The following is a 23,477-nucleotide window of genomic DNA, read 5'->3' as shown; positions in this document are numbered from 1 at the left end:
CCGGGTGCCCGACGCGACGAGGGGGAGCGAGCTGTCCGAGCAGGTGGAGGCCGACGACACCGTGCTGCTGTTCGTCGGCGGCCCGCTCGACGGCCGCGTCGAGGTGCGCCCCGCACGGCACGGCGACCCGCTGCCGACGGTGACGCACGTGCACCTGCACGACGGTCCCAAGGTCGTGAGCCGCTACGACCTGCAGGAGCTCCCCGGGCAGGCCGGCGTCTACCACCTCCGCACGCCGGCCCGCCGCCGCGACCACGACGAGGCGGCCGGCTGAGCGGACGTTCCCGCGGGAACGCTCCTCCGCGCTGACCTGCAGCAACTGTCGGACCCCTCCGCCATCATGCGAACACGTGTTCGAGTGGTGGGGAGGGGTCGATGGCATCGACGGAGCTGCCGTTGGACGAGCTGGCGCGGCGGATCACCAGCGGGGCGGTGCGGCTGGCGGCGGCGACGGCCACCTGGCTGGGGCTGGTCGCGGAGTTCGACCGGCGCGAGGGCTGGGGTGGGTACGGCATCCGTTCGTGCGCGCACTGGCTGGCGTGGCAGTGCGGGTTGTCGACGGGCGCCGCCCGCGAGCACGTCCGCGTCGCACGGGCCCTGACGGATCTGCCGGCCACGACGGCGGCCTTCGCGGGCGGGCGTCTGTCCTACTCGAAGGTCCGCGCGATCACCCGGGTCGCCGACCGGGCGACCGAGGGTGTGCTGCTGGAGTTGGCCCACGAGACGACGGCGTCACAGCTGGAACGCGTCGTCCGGGAGTGGCGCCGGGACGAGGCCCCGGCCCCGCGGACCGTGCGCGACAGGATGCGCTTCGAGTACTCCTGGGACGACGACGGCATGCTCGACGTCCGGCTGCGCCTCGATGCGGAGACCGGCGCCGCCTTCCTCACCGGGGTCGACTCGCTGGCCGAGCGCGCCGCTCGCCGGGAACGCGCCGGCGGCGCGGGGAACCGGGCCGTGAGCGAGGGTGTCCCCGACGGACTCGCCGAGGACGACGAGGTCGCGCTCGCCCGGGAGCGCACGACCGCTCGACGGTGCGCCGCGCTGGGCCGGCTGGCAGCTGCGGCCGCGGACGCCGACCGTCGGGCCGGCGACCCGCCGCGACGAGAGGTCGTCGTGCACGTCGACGCCGCCGTGCTCGCGGACGACGCCGCGGCCGGTGCGGCGCACATCGAGGGCGGGCCCGCGCTGCACCCGAGCCAGGTCCGGCGGATGCTCTGCGAGGCCACGGTCGTGGCGATGCTCGAGCGCGGCCGGGAACCTCTCGCCGTCGGCCGCGCCCGCCGATTCGCCACCCGTGCCCAGCGTCGGGCCCTGTACCGGCGGGACGGCGGCTGTTCCCGTCCCGGCTGCCCCGAGACCCGGATCGAGCGCCTGCACGCCCACCACCTGCGGCACTGGCTGTTCGGTGGCGCCACCGACGTCTCCAACATGGCCCTGCTCTGCGATGCCGACCACGGCCTCGTGCACGACCTCGACCTCGTCCTGCACCGCCGCGACGGCGAGCTGATCGCGCTCACTCCCGACGGGCGGCGCGTCTGGGGCCGGGCCGACGCGGCCTTCAGGGCGGGTCTGGACGCGCCGGACGTCCTCGACCGGCCCGGGGCCGACGACGTCTACGCGGGCGTCCACCCCATCGACCAGCTCCGCGCCCGCCGCCCGGGCGTTCCCGCGGGAGCGCCGGGATCGCCGCAGTCGGTCCCCCGACCGGTGCCCGAGGACGAGGAACCGACCGGCCCTGCGTCGATCGGTCGGCTGCTCTTCGCCGACGCCGAGCCCGAGCTCCCCGACGCCCTGCACGTCAACGGTGAGCGCATGGACCTCCACCACGTCGTGTGGGCACTCCTCGGCCACCGCGACCTCGTCCGACGACTGGCAGCCGAGAGCGGCGGCGGACCGCTGACGGCCGTCGCCTGAGGCAGGGACCGTCGGCCGGTCACCAGCCCTGGGTGCGGCGGGCGGCGGCGACGACCTCGTCGAACAGGGCGCGGCCCATCGCCGCCCCCTCGCGCCGCACGGCGGTCGGCTCGAGCACCACCAGGCGGTCCAGCCGCACCTCGCTGGGGCGCCGGCGGGAGTCCCACGCGCCGGTGCCGACGTCCATCCAGACGCGTCCGTGGCGGGCCTCGTCGGCGGCGTCGCGGTCGTGGTCCTTGCTGGTCAGCATCAGCCCGAGCAGCGAGCCGCCCCGGCGGCCGATGACCAGCACCGGGCGGTCCTTGCCGCGGCCGTCGCCCTCGTCGTAGGGCACCCACGCCCACACGACCTCACCCGGATCCGGGCGGTCGTCGTCGCGCGGGCGGTACTCCACGTCGACCTCGTCCGGCCCGTGGACGGCGGTCGTGGCCTGCGGCGGCCGGCCCCGGCCGACGCGGGTCCGCGAGTCGAGTGCGGTGCGCACGAGCGCGACCAGGCGCCGTCCGAGAGAGGCCATGCGGGCACCGTACGGAGCCGCGGCCGGGGTGGCCCGGGGGACCGGCGGACCGCCCCGGATGTCACTCGTGACACATCGGCATCAATTGGTCACGGATCTGGTTCGGAACGCCGATAGGGGGGCACCATGTGTCTCGGAACGGTCTGGGGGCCGTTCCGAGAGGAGAGGCCCATGACCTCGGCCGAGCCCGTCCCGCCGCACGCCTTCCGGCCGCGCGAGGTGAAGGCCAGCGTGCTGGCCGCCTTCCAGCTGGTCGAGGATGCCCGATACCTGGGCACCGAGCGGCGGCGCAGACGGGACCGCAGCCGGGCCGCGGCCGAGCGCACCGTCGCCTCCCGCCGGCTCGCAAGGGACCTCCGGGCCGGCTGACCCCGAGCGGCACCACCGCCCGGCGGGTCAGGCGACGCAGAACTCGTTGCCCTCCGGATCGGCGAGGGTGACCCACTCCAGCGGCCCCTGACCGGCGCGCCAGAGCTCCCGAGCGCCCGCGGCGAGCAGTCGCGCCACCTCGGCCTCCCGCCGGTCGGCTCCGACGTGCAGGTCCAGGTGCACCCGATTCTTGACCGTCTTCGGCTCCGTCGTCCGCTGGAACAGCACCCGGGGCCGCCCGGGGTCGGGGGACCGCAGCGCCGTCCCGAGGCGCCAGACGAGCGCGCCGCGGTGGGTCGTCGTGTCGTCCTCGCTCGCGTGGCCCTCGGCCACCATCCGGCGGATGAAGTCCGCGTCCTGCGGCTCGACCTCCCAGCCGAGCGCCTCGGCCCACCAGTCGGCCAGGACGTGCGGGTCCAGGGAGTCGATCGTCACCTGCAAGTCGGTCGCCATGCGCCGGGAGGGTAGGGCCGGGGGGCGACAGGAGTCGTCGACGGCTTGACGCATACCGATATCGGTATATGTTTCTCGGCATGGCACGTGCAGCGACCACCTCGGACGCGTTCAACGCCATCGCCGAACCGCAGCGCCGGGACATCCTCGTGCTGCTGCGGGCGGGGGAGCGGCCGGTGACCGACCTGGCCCGCGAGCTGGGGATGAGCCAGCCGGGGGCCTCCAAGCACCTGCGCGTGCTCCGGGAGGTCGGGCTGGTGCGGGTCCGGGGGGAGGGCAGGCAGCGCCTCTACGGCCTGGACGCCCGCGGCCTGCGGCCGATCTCCGAGTGGGTCGGCGGCTTCGAGCACTTCTGGAACGAGAGCTTCGACCGGCTGGACGCCTACGTCCAGCACCTCGACCGGACCCGGCAGGAGGACGAGAGCCGATGAGCACGACGGAACGAGGGACGACGGCCGATCGCGAGGTCGTCGTCTCCCGGGTGGTCGACGCACCGCGGGAGGTGGTGTTCGAGGCCTTCACCGAGGTCCGGCACCTCTCCCAGTGGTGGGGGCCGACGGGGTTCACCACCACCACGACGTCCTTCGAGTTCCGCGAGGGCGGCGTCTGGGAGTTCGTGATGCACGGACCGGACGGCACGGACTACCCCGAGTGGATCTCCTGGACCGAGATCGTCCCGCCGGAGCGGATCGCGCTGCTCCACGGCGAGTACCGCGGGGACCCGGACGCGTTCGAGTCGGTCCTGACGTTCGAGCCCGAGGGTGCGGCGACCCGGATCGAGATGCGCACGCTGTTCCCCACCCGGGAGCTGCGGGACCGGGCCGTGGAGGAGTACCACGCGGTCGAGGGTGGCGAGCAGACGCTGGGCAACCTGGCCGCCTACGTCACCGGGAGCGGTCGCTGATGGCCGGCATGGTGTTCTTCAGCGTGTCCATGTCGCTGGACGGCTACATCGCCCCGGAGTCGCTGTCGGAGCTCATGGGGCGGCGGTGGATGGAACTGCAGGGCTGGGTCTTCCCGCAGCGGTCCTTCCGGGAACGCCTGCAGCTGGGCGGCGGCGGCGAGGAGGGCCGCGACGACGACATCGTGCGGGAGACCTTCGAGCGCACCGGGGCCAGCGTCATGGGCCGGCGGATGTTCGACGCCGGCGAGCGGATGTGGCCGGAGTCGCCGCCGTTCCGCCACCCGGTCGTCGTCGTGACGCACCGGGAGCGCGAGCCCTGGGTACGGCCGGGCGGGACCACGTTCTCCTTCGTGACCGACGGCATCGAGGCCGCGCTGGACCGGGCCCGCGAGGCCGCCGGTGACCGGGACGTCCGCATCGCCGGCGGTGGCGAGACGATCCTGCAGTTCCTCAACGCCGGCCTGGTCGACGAGTTCACGATCGCGCTCTCGCCCGTCCTGTTCGGCGCCGGCGTGCGGATCTTCGAGGGCGTGGACGCCGGCCGCATCGCCCTGGAGCAGGTCGGCTCGGCGGCGCCGTCGTCGCGGGTGACGCACCTGACCTACGCCGTGCGCCGGCGGTAGCACAGGCGGCGCTCAGAGCTCCGGCAGCAGCCCGGCGCGCAGGACGTCGTCCGGCGGGAGGGGCGCCGGCAGGTCGCAGTGGTCGCGGAAGACCTTCCCGATCGCCGGGAAGTCGCCGCGGTCACCCCAGCTGTCCGGCGCCCACATCCCGGAGCGGATCAGCGACTTCGCACACTGGAAGTACGCCCGCTGCACGTCCACGACGAGCACCGACAGCGGCGCCTTGCCGAACTCGGTCAGGTCCAGGCCGACGTCGTCGGGGCCCACGATGGTCGCCGTCCCGTAGACCCGCAGGACCTCCTCGATCCGCGGCACCAGGAACATCAGCGCCACCTTCGGGTTGGCGGCGATGTTGCGCAGGCTGTCGATCCGGTTGTTGCCCGGGCGGTCGGGGAGGACCAGCCGGTGCTCGTCGAGGACCTTGACGAAGCCGCGCTCGCCGCCGCGGGGCGAGACGTCGGGCCAGCCGTCGGCGTCGGCGGTGGCCAGCGTCGCCCAGGGGGAGATCTCGATGAACGCCCGGCAGTGCGAGTCGATCCGGTCGATCACCTTGTCCAGCGGGATCCGGTTCGGCTCGCGGTAGACGGCCAGTGCCTCGGGGCTGCTCACGGACGAACGGTAGCCCGGCCCCCCGACACCTCAGCGGGACCCGGCGCCCGGCCCGAGCAGCGGCAGGTCCCCGGGCGGGCCGGACTCGACCAGCCGCCACAGCGCGTCGGTGTCGGCGTGCTCGGCGACCAGGTCGCCGAGGGCGTCGAGCCGGGCCTCCCGGACGGCGGCGAACGAGGTGTCCGGCGCGGCGACGAACCGCCGTCCGGCCGCCCGGGCGACCTCGGCGAGGAAGGCGCGGCGGAACTCGTCGCCCTCCAGCGCCCCGTGCCAGGTGGTGCCCCACACCGCCCCCGCGCGGGCGCCGTCGAGGAAGGGCTCGGCGGAGTCGTCGAGCGCGACCACGCCGTGGTGGATCTCGTACCCGCGCACCGGCACCCCCAGCGCCGTCCCCTCCGGCCGGCCGAGGGTCTTCTCCGGGGCGAAGACGACGTCGGCCGGGAGCAGCCCCAGCCCGGGGACCACCCCGGCCCGCGACTCGACGTCGTCGGTGATGGTGCGGGCCAGCATCTGGTGACCGCCGCAGATGCCGAGCACCGGCCGCCCCTCGGCGGCCCGCCGCAGCACCGCGTCGGCCAGCCCGGTCTCCCGCAGCCAGCGGAGGTCGGCGACGGTGGACCGCGTGCCGGGCAGCACCACCAGGTCGGCGTCGGCCAGCTCCTCGGGTCGGGTCGCGTACCGCACGAGGACGCCGGGTTCGGCGGCCAGCGCGTCGAGGTCGGTGAAGTTCGACAGCCGGGGGAGCCGGGCCACCGAGACGCGCAGCACCTCCTCCCCGTGCGGCGGACCGGCCGACGAGACGCCGGTGGGCACGCCGAGGGAGTCCTCGACGTCGACGGCCGCCCCGGGCAGCCAGGGGAGCACCCCGAGCGTCGGCCGGCCGGTGAGCCGGGCCAGCTCGTCCAGCCCGGGGGCGAGCAGGCGGGCGTCCCCGCGGAACTTGTTGACCAGGAACCCGGCGACCAGTCGCTGGTCGGCCGGCGGCATGAGCGCGACCGTGCCGTACAGCGCGGCGAACACCCCGCCCCGGTCGATGTCGCCGACCACCACCACGGGCAGCCGCGCCGCCGTCGCCAGCCCCATGTTGGCGATGTCGTCGGCCCGCAGGTTGATCTCGGTGGGGGAGCCGGCGCCCTCGCAGACGACGACGTCGAACCGCGAGCGCAGCTCGGCCAGCGAGGCCAGGACCTGCTCGAGCAGCGCGGCCTTCATCGGCCGGTAGGACAGCGCCGTCACTTCGGCGACCGGCCGACCCAGCACGACCACCTGCGACGAGTTCTCCCCGCCGGGCTTGAGCAGCACCGGGTTCATGTGCGCCTCGGGCTCGACCCGCGCCGCCGCGGCCTGCATGACCTGCGCGCGGCCGATCTCGGCGCCGTCGGCGGTCACCATCGAGTTGTTGCTCATGTTCTGCGCCTTGAACGGCGCCACGGAGACGCCCTGGCGCGCCAGCCAGCGGCAGATCCCCGCGGTGACGACGGACTTCCCCGCGTCGGAGGTGGTGCCGGCGACCAGGAGCGCGCCGCTCACGCGGCCTCGCGCGGGTCGCCCCACCCGGCCTTCTCCTGCCCGGACAGCCCGGCGATCGCCTCCATGATCCGGTCGGTCACCTCGCGGCGGGCGCGGCCGTTGCGGGCCGCGCCGCGGTGCTCGGGGAAGGTCAGCGGCGGGCCGAAGGTGACCGAGACCCGGTGCGGCCGCGGCCAGGTCGCCCCGACCGGCTGGACCCGGTCCGTGCCGTGCACCGCCACCGGGACGACGGGGCAGTCGGCGGTCAGCGCGAGCCAGGCGACGCCCGTCTTGCCCCGGGCCAGCCGGCCGTCGCGGGAGCGGGTGCCCTCGGGGTAGATGCCGAAGGCGCCCTCGTCGTGCAGCACGCCCAGGGCGGTGTCGAGCGCGGCCTGCGCGGCCCGGTGGGTCTCGCGCTCCACCGGCAGGGCGCCCAGCGCGGTGAACAGGGTGCGGGTCACCCAGCCGCCGAGCCCCGGAGTCGTGAAGTACTCGGCCTTGGCCAGGTAGCGGACCTGACGCGGGGCGGCCAGCGGGATGACCATGCTGTCGATGAACGACAGGTGGTTGCTGGCGAGGATCACGGCGCCGGAGGCCGGCACGTGCTCCCGGCCGGTGACGGAGATGCGCAGGACGGCGCGGGCCAGCGGTCGCAGCACGAACCTCGCGACGGCGTAGAGCACGGCCGCGCCTCCCCTCGTCGGGCCCCGGCGCCGTCGGTCCCGGCGGCGGGGGCACCCGGCATCCTGCCCGGTGCCCCCGCCCCGCCCGTCGCCAGGTCGGCGGGGCTCAGGTCAGTGCTGGGGCGGGCAGACGTCGCGGATGGCGTCCTGTACGTCGGCCGGCAGCGGCCTGCGGCCGCAGGCGGAGTCGGTGATCGCCACGGCGAGATCGCGCACCTTGCGGTGCGTGGTGCTCGAGATGTGCGTCAGCACGTCGAAGGCCACCTGGTCGGTGCAGCCGGTCAGGAGCATGAGGATGCCCTTGGCCTGCTCGATGACGGCCCGGCTGGCCATCGCCGTGCGCAGCTGGGAGACCTCGAGCTCCAGGTGGTGCACGCGGTCGTCGTCGACCGGCGACGCGAGCAGGTGGCGGCTGAGGGGAGCTGTCGGGGTCGTCGTCATGGGGAACTCCACGGAGGCACCGCCGAGGTCTCGGCGGGCTGAGCTCGGGCCGTGGTTTCGACCTGCGCGTTGCGGCGGCACCGAGAGGGGGGACCGCGATCCCACGGTATCCACTCCGGGTCGGTGTCGCATCCCATGGGCGCCGGCTCAGACGACGCTGAGCGCCCTCGTCCCGACCCGTCGGTCGGCTCCGCCCCGCACCGTCGCCTCGGCCTGGACGAGCAGCTCCACCGCGGCACGCAGCTGGTCGGCGGGGCGGGTGAAGGGCAGCCGCAAGTGGTCGTCGAACGCGTGCCCGGTGCCGAAGGCGCGGCCCTCGGCGAGCAGCAGCCCCAGCGGTGCTGCCGCGGCGACCACGGCGGCCGAGCTCAGCCCCGGGGGGAGCGTGCACCACAGCGACAGCCCGCCGGCCGGGCAGGGCACGGTCCACGACGGCAGCCGGCGGGCGAGCTCGGCGCGCAGCACGTCCCGGCGCTCGCGCAGTGCCGCCCGGCGGTGTTCGAGGACGGCGTCCAGGTCCCGGACCAGCGCGGCGGCGGTCAGCTGGTCGACCACGCCCACCGAGAGCTGGCGCCGCCGCAGGACCTCGCCGAGCTGGGCGACGAGCGCGGCGTCGGCCCGCACCCAGCCGATGCGCAGGCCGCCCCACACCGACTTGGACAGCCCGCCGACGGTGACCGTCGCCGCGTCCGGCAGCCCGGCGGCGAACGGGGGGAGCGGGCCCTCGTCGAGGTGGAGCTCGGCGCTCACCTCGTCCACGACGGTGAGCACGCCCTGCTGCCACAGCGTCGCGGCCAGCCGCCGCCGCCCGGCCGCGGTGAGCCGGGCCCCCGAGGGGTTGGAGAAGTCCGGCATGAGGAACGCCAGCCGCGGGCTGCTCTGCCGCGCGGCCAGCTGCGCGGGGCCGATGACGGCGTCGGGGTCCTCGGCGTCCACCGGGACGGGCAGGCAGCGCCCGCCGTGCTGCTCGACCGCGGCGATGATCCCCGGGTAGGTGGGGTGCTCGACCAGCACCCGGTCGCCGGGCTGGAGCAGCGTGGCCAGGACGACGTCGGTGGCGTCGCCGGTCCCGGCGGCGACGAGCACCTGGTCGGGGTCGGTGGGCAGGCCGCGCGCGGTGTAGCGGTCGGCGATCGCCTGGCGCAGCTCGGGCAGCCCGTCGGCGGCGTAGCCGTGGCCGGCGGCGATCGCGGGGAGGGCGGCCAGGGCCTCCCGGTAGGCGGCGGTCAGCTCCGGCGCCGCCTCGAGCGCGGCGTGGGCGAGGTCCAGGACGCCGGGGTCGGTGCTGTGCACCCCCCAGGCGGGGCCCGGGGAGCCGCCGCCGGGCAGCTCGGTCACGGTCCCGGAGCCGTGTCGCGTGGTGGCGTGGCCGGACTCGCGCAGCTCGCGGTAGGCCGAGGCAACGGTGACGCGGGACAGCCCCAGGGAGGCGGCGAGCTCGCGCTCGGCGGGCAGCCGGCTGCCCGCCGCGAGCCGGCCGGTGCCGAGCAGCTCCTGCACCCGGCGGGCGAGGGCGAGATAGCGCGGCCCGGGTGCCGCCTCCAGGGAGCCGACCAGAGTGGCCAGTTCCTGCGCGGGAGTGGACTGCTCGATCCGCGGTGGCATGCAGGCCACCATGCCGCAGTGGACTCGAAAAGACCAGTCCACTCGATGCCAGGGTGGTCGCATGACCACCGGAAGCGTCCTCGCCCTGCTGTTCCTCCTCGCCCTCGGCGCCCTCGCCGTGACCACGCTGGTGGTCGCGGTGCGCGGTGGCCGTGGCCCGGCCGACCCACCGGCCAGCCATGCCCGCGTGGACCCGAACGGGTTCCCGGTCCTGCCCGCTCCCCGCGGGGTCCGGCTCGGGAGCACCGCCCGGGTCGGCTCCGGGGCTCCCGCCGGGGGCCCGACCGCGCGGCGTACGCCGGCCCGCGACCTGTCGTCGGCACCGGTCCGCCGCGCCGTGCGACGTTCCGCTTGAGGTCCGGGGCCGGACTGCCGATGCAGCGATGAGGTGGAGCGGCCGCTCCACCGCTGGCGTGCCCGCGTCCGGAGGAGGGGGTCGGTGGCCACCACCAGCGCACGGCCCGAGGGGAGACGCTGGGTCCTCCTGCTCTACGCCGCTGCGCTGACCGGCACCATCTGGCTCTTCGGGGCCGACCCGGTGCTCGGGGCCATCGCCGGCGCGCTCAACGTCGTCTTCGCGATCTTCTTCTGCCGGCACCTCGCCTTCGCCGTCGCCGCCGCCCGCTGGGCCGAGCGCGACCTCCTCGCCGCCGACGTCGGCCTGGAGGGCTACACCCCGCAGGTCGCGGTCTTCGTGGGCTGCAAGAACGAGGAACTCGTCGTCGACGGCATGGTCACCGCGCTGCTGGCGCTGGACTACCCCGCCGACCGGCTGACCCTCGTCGTGGTGGACGACGGCTCCGACGACCGCACGGGCGAGAAGCTCGACGCCTGGGCGGCGATCGAGCCGCGACTGCGGGTGCTGCACCGGGCGGTCGGGTCCGGCGGCGGGAAGTCCGGCGCGCTCAACGACGCCCTGGAGCTCGTCGACGCCGAGGTCGTCCTCGTCTTCGACGCCGACCACGAGCCGGAGCCGACGGCCCTGCGCCGGCTGGTCCGGCACTTCCGCGACCCCTCCGTGGGCGCCGTCATGGGCCGCTGCGTGATCCGCAACGGCCAGGACTCGCACATGGCCGGCACGGTGTTCGTCGACTACCTCTCCGGCTACCTGGTCAACGAGTACGGCCGCCAGGCGCTGTTCGAGCTGCCGGCCTACGGCGGCGCCAACTGCGCGGTGCGGATGTCGACCCTGCGTGCCCTCGGTGGGTGGAACCCCGAGACGGTCACCGAGGACACCGACCTCACCCTGCGCATCGTCATGGCCGGCCAGCGGGTCCGCTACGACGTCTCGGCGATCGATTACGAGGAAGCGGTCGTCACCGCCCAGCGCTTCTGGAAGCAGCGCTACCGCTGGGCCCGGGGCCACCAGAAGTGCGCGCGCGACTACTGGTGGCCGCTCATGCGCTCGCGCCACCTCTCCGTGCTGGAGAAGGTGGAGACGACGCTCTTCCTGCTCGTCTACCACGTCCCGGTCTTCGCCGGCCTCGGCGTGCTCCTCACGGTGCTGCGCGCCTTCGGCATCGGTGACCTGCCGGTCGTGGCGGTGCTCCCGCTGTCGATGCTGCTGTTCGTCGGCCCGCTGGCCGAGCTCTGCGTGGGCCTGCTCATCGGCCGCGTGGAGCGCCGGTCGGCCTGGCGCCTGCTCGGCTTCCTGCCGGCGTTCGCCCTCTCCATCTGGATCACCACCCGGGCCTACGTCGACGGCATGCTCGGCCGCCCCTACACCTGGGTGAAGACCTCGCGTTCCGGCGCGACGTCCACGGTGCGCCCCACCGCCGCCCTCCCGTCCCCGCTGTCGGAGACGGTCGCCCCGGTCGCCACCGCGGCCCCCGAGCGGCCGCGGAGCTTCGCCCTCGCCGCTACGGAGCCCCAGGAGGTGGGGAGCCGGTGACCGCCGTCCTCGGACGTCGGCCCGCCGCCGGCGCCGCCACGCCGCCCGCCCCCGCGCGCCGGGCCGGCCTCATCCGGCGGGGGAGCGGCCGCCGGCTGCTGCCGGTCGCCGGCGACCTGGTCCTCGCCGCGGCGATCTGCCTGCTCGGCTTCCGCTACCTGCAGATGCCCATGCGCGAGCTGGAGGCCCGGGGCCTCGCGCAGGTCATGTCCTGGATCTACCCCGGCCAGGCCTCGGGCGTGCTGCCCGGGCACGTGCTGCTGTTCCCCGAGAACGGCGCCGTCATCGACGCGGTCGTCACCGCGTCGTGCTCGTCGATCCTCTCGGTACTCGGCCTCACCGCGCTGACCGCCGTCGTGCTGCGCAGCCGCAAGCTGCACGCCCTGGGCGGTCTCCTCGTCGCGGTCGCCGCGCTCCTCCTGCTCAACCACCTGCGGCTGCTGTTCTCGGCCCTGGCCGGCATGTGGTGGGGCGACGCCGCGCTGGTGCTGTTCCACGACTGGGTGGGCACGCTGTGGAACCTCGTCGCCACCCTCGCCGGCTTCCTCCTGATGGTCTGGCTGACGCTGCCCACCCCGGAGCGGGCCGAGCAGGACGTCGACGGCCGGCACACCGCCCGCCGCCCCGACAGCTGGGCCCGCCCCGGTCTCGGCTACCGGACCGTCGAGGGCGTGCTGCCCGCGGCGCAGCGCCGGCGGCTCAACCTCACCGGGCTGATGTACCGCTACGTCCTCCCGTCGTGGGCGTCGAAGCGGCTGGCCGCCCGCCGCGAGCGCGGCCGGATCGACTACCGCATCGGGCACCTCCCCGCGCCGGCCCGCATGGCCCGCATCCGCGAGCTGGTCGCCGACGGCCTGGGCGCGCACGGCGCCTCGCTGGTCGCCGTCGCCACCTACGAGGAGGACCCCTACGTCCTCGACTGCCTCGCCCTGGCGATCGCCGCGCGCCAGTGGGAGCCCGTCACCTCGCACCGGGTGGCGGCGCTGCGGCTGTGGGCCCGCGGCTGGCTGCTCGCCCGCCACCCCGAGGACGACGACGACGTCGTCCACCTGCCCGAGCACGAGGTCTCCCCGGACCTCGACGAGACCACCCGTGTCCCGTTGATCGGGCTCCGCACACCCCCGCCACCCCCCGGCGGCTACGCCGGTCCCGAGCGGCGCCGCGCCGAGCCCGGCAGCTACGACGGCCCCGAGCGCCGCGGCCGGCACCGCGCCCCCGACGCCTCGCGCCCGTCCAGCTTCGCCCGCCCGCTCCCCGCCGACCCCCACCCGGAGGTGTCCCGGTGACCTCGCTCCTCACCACCCGACCCGACGCCGTGCCCGGGGGTGCCGCTCCGGCGGTGATCGTCACCGGCGCCGGCGGCCCGGCCGGCATCGCGGTCGTGCGCCGGCTCATCGCGCTCGGGCACCGCGTCGTCGCGGTGGACGCCGACCCGACGGCGACCGGCGCCGCGCTGGCGACCGTCGGGCTCACCGTGCCCCGGGCCGACCACCCGCACTTCGTCGACGCCCTCGTCGCGGTCGCCACCGCACAGGGCGCCGACGCGCTGATCCCGACCGTGGCCGAGGAGCTGCCGGCGCTCTCCGCCGGCGCCGACCGGCTGGCCGCCGCCGGCGTGGCCACGTGGCTGGCCGACCCGGCGGCCGTGGCGGTGTGCTGCGACAAGGCTGCCTTCGCCCGGACGCTGCGGGCCGCCGGCGTGCCGCACCCGCCGACCACCGACACCACCTCGGCGCTGGTCGAGGTCCCCGGCCCGTGGGTCGTCAAGCCGCGCGCCGGCCGGGGCAGCCGCGGCGTGCGCCTGCTCGACCGCCGGTCGGAGGTGGTGGAGGCGCTGTGCACCGACCCGTCGCTGGTCGCCCAGACCCGGCTGCACGGGCGCGAGTTCACCGCGGACACGCTCGTCTCCCGCACCGGGGAGATCCTCACCGTCGTCCCGCGCTGGCGGGAGGAGACCAAGGCCGGCATCTCGGTGAAGGGCACCACCTTCGACTCGGAGGCGGTGACCGACGTCGTCGTCGGCGCGCTCGAGGCCGTGGGGCTGACCGGGCCGGCCAACGTGCAGGGCTTCGTGGCGCCCGACGGCGACGCGGCCGTGGTGGAGATCAACCCCCGGTTCTCCGGCGGCCTCCCGCTCACCCTCGCCGCCGGCGCCGACGTCGTCAGCGCCTACCTGACCGGCATCCGCGAGCCGGACCGGCAGCTGGAGCACCTCTGGTTCACCCCCGGCGTGAGCATGCGCCGCTACCACGCCGAGGTCTTCACCGACCGGTCCGGCGCCCCGGTGGCCGACCCCTCCGTGTCCGCGGCGGTGTGGGCGTGACCCGCAGCCGGTCGGTGCTGGTGCCCTTCGGCACCCGCCCGGAGGTCGTCAAGCTGGCACCGGTGGTCACCGCGCTGACCGCGGCCGGGCACCGCGTGGACGTCGTCGACACCGGGCAGCACACCGACCCGGCGCTGGCCGGCGAGCTGCAGCAGGCCCTCGGTCTGGTGCCCACGCGCCGCTTCGCGCTGCCGACCGACTCCCCGGCGAGCCGGCTCGGCGCGCTGCACGCCGACGCCGCCCGCGCGGTGGGGGAGTACCGGCCCGACGTCGTCCTCGCGCTCGGCGACACCAACACCGTGCCGGCGTACGCGCTGGCCGCTCGCGGCGCGGGCATCCCCTTCGCCCACCTCGAGGCGGGGCTGCGCAGCCTGAACCCGCGCAGCGTCGAGGAGGTCAACCGCCGGGTCGCCGCCGCCGTCGCCGCGCTTCACCTGGCCCCCACCCGGCGCGCCGCGGCCTTCCTCGCCGCCGAGGGGGTCCCCGACGAGCGCGTGTTCGTCGTCGGCAACCCGGTGGTCGACACCCTGGTCGGGCGCGGGGTGCGGGCGGTCCCGGTCGCCGAGCGCACCGGCGTCCTCGTCACCGCGCACCGGCCGACGAACGTCGACGACCCGGTGCGGCTGAAGCGACTGGTCGGCATCGTCCGCTCCCTGGCCGAGCAGGTGGGGCCGGTGACCTTCCCGGTGCACCCGCGCACCGCGGGGCGGCTGGCCGCGACCGGTCTCGACGCCGAGCTCGACCACCCGGCGATCTCGCTGAGCGGCCCGGTCGGCTACGACGAGCTGCTGACCGCCCTGGCCTCGGCGCGGATCGCGGTCACCGACTCCGGCGGCATCCAGGAGGAGGCGGCCTACCTCGGGGTCCCGGTCGTCGTCCTCCGCGGCTCGACCCCGCGCTGGGAGGGCGTCGAGGCGGGCACCACCACGCTGGCGAGCCTGGCCGACGACAGCGCGGCCGACGCCGTGCTCGCCGCGGCGGCCCGGCACACCGCCCCCGCGGAGCTGGCGCGGGCGGCGTCCCTGCCGTGCCCGTACGGCGACGGGACCACCGGTCCGCAGGTCGCCGCGATCCTCGCCGACGAGGCGACCGACGCGCTGCTGGCGATCGAGGAGCCGGACTTCACCGACGGGCGGCTGCCCTGGTGACCGCACCGCTCCTGCCGCTGGCCGTCGTCGTCGACCTTGACGACACCCTCTACCCGCAGGCCGACTACCTGGCCGGCGCGGCCGCCGCCGTCGGTGCCGCCGCGACCGGGCTGGGCGTCGACGGCGCCGGCGTGCACGCGGCGCTCGTCCGCGAACTGGCCGCCGGCTCCGACGCCGGAGGCACGATCGACCGGGCGCTGCTGGCGGCCGGGGTGCCGGCCCGTGACCTCCCCGCGCTGGTGCCGCCGCTGGTGGCTGCCTTCACCCGGCACGAGCCGGACACCTTGACGCCCTACCCGGGCGTGCCGGAGGCCCTGGCCGCGCTGGCCGCCGCCGCGCCGCTGGGCTGCCTGACCGACGGCAACCCGGTCATCCAGGCCGCCAAGGTGGCCGCGACCGGGCTCGGACCGCTGCTCGGCGAGGTGCTCGTCACCGACACCCTCGGCGGCCGGGCGGCGCGCAAGCCGCACCCCGCCGGGCTGCTCGCGCTCGCCGACCGGCTGGGCGTCCCCGCCGACCGGGTCCTGGTCATCGGTGACCGGCCGGGCAAGGACGTCGCGGTGGCGGCCGCCGTGGGTGCCCGGGCCGTCCGCATCCGCCAGGGGGAGTACGCGCACGCGCCGGACGAGCCGCGGGCCGAGGCCGTCGTCGACTCGTTCCCGGCCGCCGCGGCGCTCGCGCTCGAGATGCTCGGGTCCGCCGTCCCTGCGTGACCCTCCCACCTCCGGGTGGTCCTGCGCCGCATCCCCTCGGGTCGGGCCGCGCGCATGCCGTTGTCGAGGTGCAGGGCGGACGGGCCGCCCCGATCCGAGGGACGCACGATGCGGGGCACGAGAGCACGCGGGACATCCACACGGTCGGCGGTGACCGTGGCGATCGGAGCCGCGGTGGTGCTGGCCACCCCCGGTGCTGCCGCGGCCGCCGACCCGGTCGCCCCGCTCGTGTCCTGCGTGACCGCGGTGCAGGACGGCTACTGGACCGCGATCTTCGGCTACACGAACTCGACGTCGGTCACCCAGAGCCAGCCGGTCGGCGGGGACAACGACTTCGACCCCGACCTCTTCAACGGCGCGCAGGTCGAGACCTTCGCTCCCGGCACCCACCACGCCGTCTTCACGGTCCGCGTGCCATCGGCGTACAGCAGCATCCAGTGGGAGCTGTACGACAGCCGGGTCACCGCGTACCGGACCGGGAGCACGGCGTGCCCGTCGTCCACCCAGCTGCCGGCGGACGGCAACGGCTGGGGCTGGGCCATGGGTCTCGGCGGCTCCGCCGTCCTGGGCGCCGGCGCGCTCGTCGTCGAGGCATGGCACCGCCGGCGCGGCACCGCTGGGACCGCACCTCCCTCGATGGGGTGACTTCGGCCGGCAGACCCTCCAGATCGGCGACGCATCGTCCGATGCCACCCGGGTGGAGCGGGAAGGCCGCTCCGGAGCACCCGAGGGACGACGCCATGGCAGGCACCAGCAGGAAGACCGGCGCGCGCATCCGTGCGCGGCTCGCGCGGATCGCGGCGATCGGGGTGATCGCGGCGCTGGCCACGATCTTCACCCCGGGCACCGCCTCGGCGACCGTCGGCGTCGCGCCGATCGTCGACTGCTACCGCGACAACGGGGACGGCACCTTCTGGATCGTCCTCGGCTACGAGAACACGACCGGCCGCCAGCAGATCCACAACTACGGGACGGCGAACCAGGTCTACCCGACCCGGCTGCAGGGCCAGCAGCCCAAGCAGTTCGCCGCGGGCACCGTGCACGGCGCCTGGACCGTGCGGCTGAGCTACCAGGAGATCTTCTACCAGGACGCCCGCTGGATCCTGAACGGCCAGACCCTCCGCTACTCGTACTACGTGCAGTACGCGACGGTCTGCCCGCCGACCACGCAGCTGCCGGCCGACGGCAACGGCACCGGGACGGCGGTCGCGCTCGGTGCGGCCGGCGTCGTCGGTGCGGCGATGCTCTACCGCTTCCGCCGCCGGCTGGCGCGCCTGACGGGGACCTCGCCGTCGGCGGACGCGGCGGCCTGACGGCCGTGCGCAGCGTCCTCGCGATCGGGGCGCACCCCGACGACGTCGAGCTGGGCTGCGGCGCCACGCTGCTCGCCCACGCGGCGGCGGGGGACTCCGTGACCATGCTGGTGATGACCGGGGGCGAGAACGGCCCCGGGGACCCCGGACAGGTCACCGGGCGCCGGCTCGAGCAGGAGGCGGCGGCGCGCAGCCTCGGTGCCCGGCTGGTCTGGGGCGGCATGCGCGACTGCATGCTGACCGCGGACGCCGGCACGGTGGCGCTCATCGAGGGGGTCCTCGAGGAGACCGGCGCCGACGTCGTCTACGTGCACGCGCCCGACGACAGCCACCAGGACCACCGCGCGGTGGCGTCGGCGACGCAGGGCGCGGCCCGGCGGCTGTCGCGGGTGCTGCACTACCAGAGCCCCTCGACGCTCTCGTTCAGCCCGACGGTCTACGTCGACGTGACCGCGCACCTGACCGGCAAGCTCCACGCGCTCGGCCTGCACGCCTCGCAGGTGGAGCTGTCGGCGATGGTCGAGCCCGACGCCGTGGTCGCCTCGGCCCGGCACTGGGGCGCCCAGGCCCGGATCGGCTACGCGGAGGCGTTCGCGCCGACGCGGATGGTCATGGACCTGGCGCCGGTGCCCCGTCGGCGGGCCGAGGACGCGCTGCCGTCGGTGCACCGGCTCGTCCCCACTCCCCGTCTCGTCGGCTGAGTCGGCCTGCCTGCAGGGGCCCGCCACGAGCGTGCGAGTGGTGGGGGGGCAGGCAGGTCCTTCCCTCACCCCCAGGGGGGAGGTCCGGGCCGTTCTCGGTGGAGGCGCTCCACCGAACGGCCGATGGACGGGCATCGGGCGGCGCGTGCCGCCCTCGGGAGCGGAGGGCACCGGCCATGGACGGCGGGTACACGGGGATCGCGGGGCGCAGCGTGCTGGCCATCGGCGCGCATCCCGACGACATCGAGCTCGGCTGCGGCGGCGCGCTGCTGGCGCACGTGGCCGCCGGCGACACCGTGACCATGCTCGTGGTGACCGGTGGCGAGAACGGGCCCGGCGACGGCGCCCGCGGTGCCGGTCGGCGCGCCGAGCAGGAGCGTGCCGCGGAGATGATCGGCGCCCGGCTGGTGTGGGGCGGGCTGCGCGACTGCGAGGTCGTCCCCGACTCCCAGACCGTCCGCCTGATCGAGCGGGTCCTGCGCGCCACCCGCGCCGACCTGGTCTACGTCCACGCCCCCGACGACAGCCACCAGGACCACCGCGCGGTGGCCTCGGCGACGCAGGGCGCCGCCCGCCGGCTGCCGCGGGTGCTGCACTATCAGAGCCCCTCCACGCTCTCGTTCAGCCCGACCGTCTTCGTCGACGTCACCGCCCACCTGTCGGGCAAGGTCGCCGCGCTGGCCGCCCACGCCACCCAGGTCGAGCTCTCGGCCATGGTCGAGCCGGACGCGGTCGTCGCCTCGGCCCGCCACTGGGGCGCCCAGGCGCGGATCGGGTACGCCGAGGCGTTCCAGCCCACCCGGCTCGTGCTCGACCTCGCCCCGGTGCAGGGCGGCGCCGTGGCGGCGGTGCCGGCCTCCTGGCAGCTCACGCCGTCGATGCCGATCGGCACCGTCTGACCTCACCCCGGGTTGAGGTGGATCGGCCGGGGTCCTCGGGTAGGGGGTCGTCGGTACGCCCGACGAGCCAGAGGAGCAGGTCATGAGCGAGCCCACCGGGAACGAGGACGTCGAGCGCGGCGGAGCGGAGGAGGGGAGCGGCGTGCCGCTCACCGGGACCGAGATCGAGACCTCGAAGAAGCCCGAGGACCGCGACAGCAACGTCTGACGCCGCCGGCTCGTCCGGCTCCCCTCAGGAGCGGGGTCGGGCGAGCCGGCCGAGCACGGCGAGGGCGGCGGCCGTCGTCCACACCGCGCGGGACAGCCGCACGGCCCGGGGGATGTCGCCGGCCACCGGCGGCCGGCCGTCGCCCATCGTCGGCCGCACCTCCACCCGGCTGCCGTAGACGTTCCGGCCACCCAGCCGCAGCCCGAGCGCTCCGGCGAGCGAGGCCTCGCACCGGCCCGAGTTCGGGCTCGGGTGCGCCGCGCCGTCGCGCAGCCAGATCCGCAGCGCGCCGCCCGCCGACGCCCCGGTCAGCGGCGCCACCGCCACGGTGAGCGCCGCCGTCAGCCGGGCCGGCACCCAGTTGGCGACGTCGTCCGCGCGGGCCGAGGCCCAGCCGAACCGCGCGTACCGCGGCGACCGGTGGCCGACCATCGCGTCGAGGGTGTTGACCGCCCGGTAGGCGGTGAGCCCCGGCAGCCCGGCCACGGCTCCCCAGAAGAGCGGCGCCACCGCGGCGTCGGAGGTGTTCTCCGCGACCGACTCGACCGTCGCCCGGGCCAGCTCGCCGGCGTCCAGGCCGGCGGGGTCGCGGCCGACGAGGGAGGGCAGCCGCTCCCGGGCGGTGGCGAGGTCGCCCTCGACCAGCGGCAGGTGGACGGTCCGGGCCGCCCGGCCGAGCGAGGTGCCGCCGAGGACGGACCAGGTGACCGCGGCCGTTCCGAGCGCGCGGGCCACCGGCCTCCGACGGGTGGCGCGGTCCAGCCCCGCGCCCAGCGCGCCCGCCGCACCGACCAGCACGGCCGCGTACCCGGCACCCGCGGCACGGGAGTCCCGGTGCGCGCGTCGCTCCAGGGCCGCCGCCGCGGTGCCGAACCCCGCCACGGGGTGCAGCCGCCGGGGATCGGCCAGCAGCAGGTCCGCCGCGGCCCCCAGGGCCAGACCGGCCGCCGTCGCCAGGTCCCGGTCCGCGCGCACGGCGGTCATCCTGTCAACCGGCGCTCCCTAGGATCGCCGCATGCGCCTGCCCGGCCGTTACGACGGCGTCGCCCGCCCGATCGTCACGTACGGCAGCGACCCGGTCCTGCACCGTCCCTGCGCCCCGGTCACCGAGTTCGGCCGCGACCTGCGCCGCCTCGTGCTCGACATGTTCGCCAGCATGGAGGCCGCCGACGGCGTGGGCCTCGCGGCGAACCAGATCGGCGTCGACGCGCGGGTCTTCGTCATCGACTGCCCAGACGCCGACGGCGAGGACGTCGTCGGCTACGTCGTGAACCCGGTGCTGACCATCCCGGAGCCGGTCGGCGACGACCCGGCCGAGGAGGTCACCGAGGAGGGCTGCCTCTCCGTGCCCGGCCCCTACGCCGAGTTGCCGCGCGCGTTCCGGGCGCGGGTGGACGGCGTCGACGCCGACGGTTCACCGGTGACGATCGAGGCGACCGGGATGGCGGCCCGCTGCCTGCAGCACGAGGTCGACCACCTCGACGGCACCGTGTACGTCGACCGGCTCCCGGAGGACCTGCGCGAGCGGCTGCTCGCGGAGTCCCGCTCGTGACGGCCGCCGTCGGCGCACCCATCGTCGTCGTGGGCATCGGCGCCGACGGCTGGGACGGCCTGGCGCCCACCTCGCGCGCGGAGGTCGAGCGGGCCGACGTCCTGCTCGGCAGCCGGCGCCAGCTGCAGCTCGTGCCGGAGTCGGTGACGGCCGAGCGGGTGCCCTGGCCCTCGCCGCTCAGCGAGGCGCTGCCCGGGCTGGTGGAGGAGCACGCCGGGCGGGCCCTCGTGGTCCTGGCCAGCGGCGACCCGATGCTGTCGGGGATCGGCACCACGCTCACCCGGCTGTTCGGCGCCGACCGGGTGCGGGTGCTGCCGGCGCCGTCGTCGGTCTCGCTCGCCTGCGCCCGGCTGGGCTGGGCCGTGGAGGACACCTGCGTGGTGACCCTCGTCGGCCGGCCGCTGGAGCTGCTGCACCCGCACGTGCACCCCGGCGCGCGGCTGCTCGTGCTCGGGTCCGACGGCGACACCCCGGCGCACGTCGCCCGGCTGCTGGCCGACCGCGGCTACGGCGAGAGCCTGGTGACCGTCCTCGGCGGCCTGGGCGGCCCCGAGGAGACGGTGCGCACCGGCACCGCGGCCACCTGGTCCCAGCCCGCGCCGGCGCTCGTCGTCACCGCGGTCGAGTGCCGGGCCGAGCGCGGCACCATGCCGATGCCCACCACGCCCGGCCTGCCCGACGGCGCCTACGAGTCCGACGGCCAGCTCACCAAGTCCGAGGTCCGTGCGGTCACCCTGTCGCGGCTGGCCGCCGTCCCGGGTCAGCTGCTGTGGGACGTCGGGGCCGGTTCGGGCTCGATCGGCATCGAGTGGATGCGCGCCCACCCGACCTGCCGCGCCGTGGCGGTCGAGGCCGACGAGGAGCGGGCGGCCCGGATCGCCCGCAACGCCGGCCGGCTCGGCGTCCCCTACCTGCGTGTCGTGCACGGCTCCGCGCCCGAGGTCCTCGGCCGCCTCCCCACCCCGGACGCCGTCTTCATCGGCGGCGGGCTCACCACCCCGCTCCTGCTGGACAGCTGCTGGGAGGCGCTGCCGCCCGGCGGCCGCCTGGTGGCCAACGCGGTCACCGTGGAGAGCGAGGCGGTGCTGGCCGCGTGGCACGCCCGCGTCGGCGGCGAGCTGGTGCGCATCGCCGTGCAGCGTGCCGAGCCGGTCGGGACGTTCACCGGCTGGCGGGCCGCCATGCCCGTGACGATCTGGAGCGTGACCCGGTGAGAGCACTTCGCGCGCGAGAGTCCCTGCGGTGACCGTCCACTTCATCGGCGCCGGCCCCGGTGCGGCCGACCTCGTCACCCTCCGTGCCGCCCGGCTGATCGCGGCGGCTCCGGTCTGCCTCTACGCCGGTGCGCTCGTGCCGCGGGAGCTGCTCGACACCGCACCCGCCGGGGCGCGGCTGGTCGACACCGCGGACCTGGACCTCGACCAGATCACCGCCGAGCTGGTGGCCGCGCACGAGGCCGGTCTCGACGTCGCCCGGCTGCACTCCGGCGACCCGTCGGTCTACAGCGCGATGGCCGAGCAGATGCGCCGGCTCGACGCGGCCGGGGTGCCCTACGAGGTCGTCCCGGGGGTGCCGTCGTTCGCCGCGGCCGCGGCCGCGCTGAAGCGTGAGCTGACCGTGCCGGGGGTGGCGCAGACCGTCGTCCTCACGCGGACCTCGGCCCGCTCCACGCCGATGCCGCCGGGGGAGCAGCTGTCGGCCTACGCGGCCACCGGCGCGACGCTGGTGCTGCACCTGGCGGTGCAGCGGCTGGACGAGCTCGCACCCGAGCTGGCCGAGCACTACGGCGCCGACTGCCCGGCCGCCGTCGTCGCGTACGCCAGCCGGGACGACGAGGTGGTGCTGCGCGGCACGCTCGCCGACATCGCCGCGCAGGTCGCCGACGCCGGGATCAGGCGGACGGCGATCGTGGTGGTCGGCCGGGCACTGACCGCCGAGCAGTTCCGCGACAGCCACCTCTACTCGACCCATCGGAGTCGCTAGGTGACGATTTCCGCGCTCGAGCGACTCCGCTCAGGCGCGGCCGACGATCGTGCCGGCGCGGTCGATCACCACGACGTCGACCTCGACCGGAGCGCCGCGGAGCACGCCGAGCGCGGTGTCCCGGGCCCCGGCCGCCACCAGGTCGCCCAGCGGGAACCCCGCGGCCGAGCACTGCTGGAGCGCGTCGAGCGCGGTGTTGGCGCCGCGCACGCCCTCGACCAGGGACGGCGCGCCCCCCGCGTCCCGGACCAGCGTGGCGAGCGCCTCGAACGACACCTGCGAGCGGCCCGAGTGCAGGTCCAGGTGCCCCTCGGCGAGCTTGGCCAGCTTGCCGATGCCCCCGGCCACGGTCAGCCGCGGCACGGGGTGGCGGCGCAGGTACTTGAGCACCGCGCCGGCGAAGTCGCCCATGTCGAGCAGCGCGTCCTCGGGGAGGCCGTGCAGCTCCTGCGCGACCCGCTCGCTGGTCGAGCCGGTGCACCCGGCCACGTGGGTGCGCCCGGCCGCGCGGGCGACGTCGATGCCGCGGCGGATCGAGTCGATCCACGACGAGCACGAGTACGGCACGACGACGCCGGTGGTGCCGAGGATCGACAGCCCGCCGAGGATGCCCAGCCGCGGGTTCCAGGTGCGCCGGGCCAGCTCCTCGCCGTCCTCCACCGACACCTCGACGACGACGTCGCCGGTGCCCCCGTGCCGGGCGGCGACCGCGGCCACGTGCTCGGTGATGAACTGCCGGGGCATCGGGTTGATCGCCGGCTCGCCCACGGCCAGCGGGAGCCCCGGCTTGGTCACCGTGCCGACTCCCGCGCCGGCGCGGAAGACGGTGCCGGAGCCGGGCTCCCCGAGCAGCACGCGCGAGGAGACCAGCGCGCCGTGGGTGACGTCGGGGTCGTCGCCGGCGTCCTTGACGATCCCGACGGTCGCCTCGGCGCCGGGCACCAGCGCCTCCCGGGCCAGCGCGAACGAGGGGTGCCGGTCGTTCGGCAGGTCGATCGTCACCGGGTCGGGGAACTCGCCGGTGAGCAGCGCGGTGTACGCCGCCGTGGCCGCGGCGGTCGCGCAGGCGCCCGTCGTCCAGCCGTGGCGCAGCCCGCTGCCCTCCCTGCTCACGGC

29 protein-coding genes are annotated in these 23,477 nt (G+C 76.0%); 20 read left to right on the top strand and 9 right to left on the bottom strand.

What is annotated here, in order from left to right; genetic code table 11:
• The first annotated feature begins 4 nt into the window (after nt 1-4).
• Together DQ240_RS15625 and DQ240_RS15620 are read left to right on the top strand one after the other, a co-directional pair.
• The gene (locus DQ240_RS15625; protein ID WP_113840534.1) at nt 5-274 is read left to right on the top strand and encodes a hypothetical protein; all 270 of its coding nucleotides are present in this window, start codon (nt 5-7) and stop codon (nt 272-274) included.
• Nucleotides 275-375: 101 nt separating this feature from the next.
• Nucleotides 376-1,917 carry an HNH endonuclease signature motif containing protein gene (locus DQ240_RS15620; protein ID WP_113840533.1) on the top strand — a complete coding sequence of 514 codons (1,542 nt, stop codon included), beginning with the start codon at nt 376-378 and terminating at the stop codon, nt 1,915-1,917.
• Nucleotides 1,918-1,936: 19 nt separating this feature from the next.
• Here the strand turns inward: DQ240_RS15620 and DQ240_RS15615 are convergent, their stop codons facing one another.
• Complete coding sequence (locus DQ240_RS15615; RefSeq protein ID WP_113840532.1) at nt 1,937-2,434, bottom strand: type II toxin-antitoxin system PemK/MazF family toxin; 498 nt, start codon at nt 2,432-2,434, stop codon at nt 1,937-1,939.
• Nucleotides 2,435-2,605: 171 nt separating this feature from the next.
• Between DQ240_RS15615 and DQ240_RS15610 the strand changes: the two genes are divergently transcribed.
• Nucleotides 2,606-2,803, top strand: coding sequence for a hypothetical protein (locus DQ240_RS15610; protein ID WP_113840531.1), 198 nt, complete (start codon nt 2,606-2,608; stop codon nt 2,801-2,803).
• A 27-nt stretch (nt 2,804-2,830) separates the two neighbouring features.
• On the opposite strand, the gene DQ240_RS15605 is transcribed toward DQ240_RS15610, so the two are convergent.
• Entirely contained in the window at nt 2,831-3,256 is a 426-nt protein-coding gene (locus tag DQ240_RS15605; protein ID WP_113840530.1) for a VOC family protein, read from the bottom strand.
• A gap of 80 nt (nt 3,257-3,336) precedes the next feature.
• On the opposite strand from DQ240_RS15605, the gene DQ240_RS15600 reads away from it, so the two are divergent.
• Genes DQ240_RS15600 through DQ240_RS15590 form a run of 3 tightly spaced genes read left to right on the top strand, consistent with a single transcriptional unit; the run spans nt 3,337 to nt 4,783 of the window.
• Nucleotides 3,337-3,687, top strand: a complete 351-nt coding sequence (locus tag DQ240_RS15600; protein ID WP_113840569.1) for a helix-turn-helix transcriptional regulator — start codon at nt 3,337-3,339, stop codon at nt 3,685-3,687.
• Nucleotides 3,684-4,160 (top strand): SRPBCC family protein, encoded by a 477-nt coding sequence (locus DQ240_RS15595; RefSeq protein ID WP_113840529.1) that lies wholly within the window; start codon nt 3,684-3,686, stop codon nt 4,158-4,160. Before DQ240_RS15600 ends, DQ240_RS15595 begins: the two co-directional genes overlap by 4 nt.
• Nucleotides 4,160-4,783: a dihydrofolate reductase family protein gene (locus DQ240_RS15590; protein WP_113840528.1), complete on the top strand. Its 624-nt coding sequence runs from the start codon at nt 4,160-4,162 to the stop codon at nt 4,781-4,783. Before DQ240_RS15595 ends, DQ240_RS15590 begins: the two co-directional genes overlap by 1 nt.
• Nucleotides 4,784-4,795: 12 nt before the next feature.
• Here the strand turns inward: DQ240_RS15590 and DQ240_RS15585 are convergent, their stop codons facing one another.
• From DQ240_RS15585 to DQ240_RS15565, 5 genes are all read right to left on the bottom strand, one after another.
• Nucleotides 4,796-5,392, bottom strand: a complete 597-nt coding sequence (locus DQ240_RS15585) for an MSMEG_1061 family FMN-dependent PPOX-type flavoprotein (RefSeq protein ID WP_113840527.1) — start codon at nt 5,390-5,392, stop codon at nt 4,796-4,798.
• 30 nt (nt 5,393-5,422) lie between these two features.
• On the bottom strand, nt 5,423-6,922 hold the full coding sequence (locus DQ240_RS15580) for a cobyric acid synthase (protein ID WP_113840526.1): 1,500 nt from the start codon (nt 6,920-6,922) through the stop codon (nt 5,423-5,425).
• Nucleotides 6,919-7,584 (bottom strand): 1-acyl-sn-glycerol-3-phosphate acyltransferase, encoded by a 666-nt coding sequence (locus DQ240_RS15575; protein WP_113840525.1) that lies wholly within the window; start codon nt 7,582-7,584, stop codon nt 6,919-6,921. Before DQ240_RS15575 ends, DQ240_RS15580 begins: the two co-directional genes overlap by 4 nt.
• A 111-nt stretch (nt 7,585-7,695) precedes the next feature.
• Nucleotides 7,696-8,025 carry an ANTAR domain-containing protein gene (locus tag DQ240_RS15570; protein ID WP_158548742.1) on the bottom strand — a complete coding sequence of 110 codons (330 nt, stop codon included), beginning with the start codon at nt 8,023-8,025 and terminating at the stop codon, nt 7,696-7,698.
• Between the two features lie 147 nt (nt 8,026-8,172).
• Complete coding sequence (locus tag DQ240_RS15565) at nt 8,173-9,630, bottom strand: PLP-dependent aminotransferase family protein (RefSeq protein WP_113840568.1); 1,458 nt, start codon at nt 9,628-9,630, stop codon at nt 8,173-8,175.
• 61 nt (nt 9,631-9,691) lie between these two features.
• Here DQ240_RS15565 and DQ240_RS15560 point away from each other — a divergent pair, with 61 nt between their 5' ends.
• From DQ240_RS15560 to DQ240_RS24290, 11 genes are all read left to right on the top strand, one after another.
• Complete coding sequence (locus tag DQ240_RS15560) at nt 9,692-9,985, top strand: hypothetical protein (RefSeq protein ID WP_113840523.1); 294 nt, start codon at nt 9,692-9,694, stop codon at nt 9,983-9,985.
• Between the two features lie 84 nt (nt 9,986-10,069).
• Entirely contained in the window at nt 10,070-11,521 is a 1,452-nt protein-coding gene (locus DQ240_RS15555) for a glycosyltransferase family 2 protein (protein WP_113840522.1), read from the top strand.
• Nucleotides 11,518-12,807 (top strand): archaeosortase/exosortase family protein, encoded by a 1,290-nt coding sequence (locus DQ240_RS15550; RefSeq protein WP_113840521.1) that lies wholly within the window; start codon nt 11,518-11,520, stop codon nt 12,805-12,807. The genes DQ240_RS15555 and DQ240_RS15550 overlap by 4 nt, the downstream gene beginning before the upstream one ends.
• Nucleotides 12,804-13,844 carry an ATP-grasp domain-containing protein gene (locus DQ240_RS15545; protein ID WP_113840520.1) on the top strand — a complete coding sequence of 347 codons (1,041 nt, stop codon included), beginning with the start codon at nt 12,804-12,806 and terminating at the stop codon, nt 13,842-13,844. The genes DQ240_RS15550 and DQ240_RS15545 overlap by 4 nt, the downstream gene beginning before the upstream one ends.
• Nucleotides 13,841-14,992, top strand: a complete 1,152-nt coding sequence (gene wecB / locus DQ240_RS15540) for a non-hydrolyzing UDP-N-acetylglucosamine 2-epimerase (protein ID WP_113840567.1) — start codon at nt 13,841-13,843, stop codon at nt 14,990-14,992. Before DQ240_RS15545 ends, wecB begins: the two co-directional genes overlap by 4 nt.
• Nucleotides 14,989-15,705 (top strand): HAD family hydrolase, encoded by a 717-nt coding sequence (locus DQ240_RS15535; RefSeq protein ID WP_233498747.1) that lies wholly within the window; start codon nt 14,989-14,991, stop codon nt 15,703-15,705. Before wecB ends, DQ240_RS15535 begins: the two co-directional genes overlap by 4 nt.
• A gap of 156 nt (nt 15,706-15,861) precedes the next feature.
• A complete protein-coding gene (locus tag DQ240_RS15530; protein WP_147262004.1) occupies nt 15,862-16,350 on the top strand; it encodes a hypothetical protein in 489 nt (162 codons plus the stop codon).
• A gap of 95 nt (nt 16,351-16,445) precedes the next feature.
• Nucleotides 16,446-17,018 carry a hypothetical protein gene (locus tag DQ240_RS15525; RefSeq protein WP_113840518.1) on the top strand — a complete coding sequence of 191 codons (573 nt, stop codon included), beginning with the start codon at nt 16,446-16,448 and terminating at the stop codon, nt 17,016-17,018.
• A gap of 5 nt (nt 17,019-17,023) precedes the next feature.
• Complete coding sequence (locus DQ240_RS15520) at nt 17,024-17,719, top strand: PIG-L deacetylase family protein (RefSeq protein WP_113840517.1); 696 nt, start codon at nt 17,024-17,026, stop codon at nt 17,717-17,719.
• 176 nt (nt 17,720-17,895) lie between these two features.
• Nucleotides 17,896-18,618, top strand: a complete 723-nt coding sequence (locus DQ240_RS15515; protein WP_113840516.1) for a PIG-L deacetylase family protein — start codon at nt 17,896-17,898, stop codon at nt 18,616-18,618.
• Between the two features lie 82 nt (nt 18,619-18,700).
• Entirely contained in the window at nt 18,701-18,826 is a 126-nt protein-coding gene (locus tag DQ240_RS24290; protein WP_255410905.1) for a hypothetical protein, read from the top strand.
• A gap of 24 nt (nt 18,827-18,850) precedes the next feature.
• Here DQ240_RS24290 and DQ240_RS15510 read toward each other — a convergent pair whose 3' ends face one another.
• Nucleotides 18,851-19,810 (bottom strand): cobalamin biosynthesis protein, encoded by a 960-nt coding sequence (locus tag DQ240_RS15510; RefSeq protein ID WP_113840515.1) that lies wholly within the window; start codon nt 19,808-19,810, stop codon nt 18,851-18,853.
• A 31-nt stretch (nt 19,811-19,841) separates the two neighbouring features.
• Here DQ240_RS15510 and def point away from each other — a divergent pair, with 31 nt between their 5' ends.
• Genes def through cobM form a run of 3 tightly spaced genes read left to right on the top strand, consistent with a single transcriptional unit; the run spans nt 19,842 to nt 22,361 of the window.
• Complete coding sequence (gene def, locus DQ240_RS15505; RefSeq protein ID WP_113840514.1) at nt 19,842-20,378, top strand: peptide deformylase; 537 nt, start codon at nt 19,842-19,844, stop codon at nt 20,376-20,378.
• The gene (gene cbiE / locus DQ240_RS15500; protein WP_113840513.1) at nt 20,375-21,592 is read left to right on the top strand and encodes a precorrin-6y C5,15-methyltransferase (decarboxylating) subunit CbiE; all 1,218 of its coding nucleotides are present in this window, start codon (nt 20,375-20,377) and stop codon (nt 21,590-21,592) included. The genes def and cbiE overlap by 4 nt, the downstream gene beginning before the upstream one ends.
• A gap of 28 nt (nt 21,593-21,620) precedes the next feature.
• Nucleotides 21,621-22,361, top strand: a complete 741-nt coding sequence (gene cobM, locus DQ240_RS15495) for a precorrin-4 C(11)-methyltransferase (RefSeq protein WP_113840512.1) — start codon at nt 21,621-21,623, stop codon at nt 22,359-22,361.
• Between the two features lie 30 nt (nt 22,362-22,391).
• On the opposite strand, the gene DQ240_RS15490 is transcribed toward cobM, so the two are convergent.
• Entirely contained in the window at nt 22,392-23,474 is a 1,083-nt protein-coding gene (locus DQ240_RS15490; protein ID WP_113840511.1) for a cobalt-precorrin-5B (C(1))-methyltransferase, read from the bottom strand.
• Between the last annotated feature and the right edge of the window lie 3 nt (nt 23,475-23,477).

The sequence above is a fragment of the Blastococcus sp. TF02A-26 genome, from assembly GCF_003319125.1.
Taxonomy (GTDB): domain Bacteria; phylum Actinomycetota; class Actinomycetes; order Mycobacteriales; family Geodermatophilaceae; genus Trujillonella.
The sequence above is the reverse complement of the archived record's forward strand: the minus strand, read 5'-3'. Positions and strand labels throughout refer to the sequence as shown.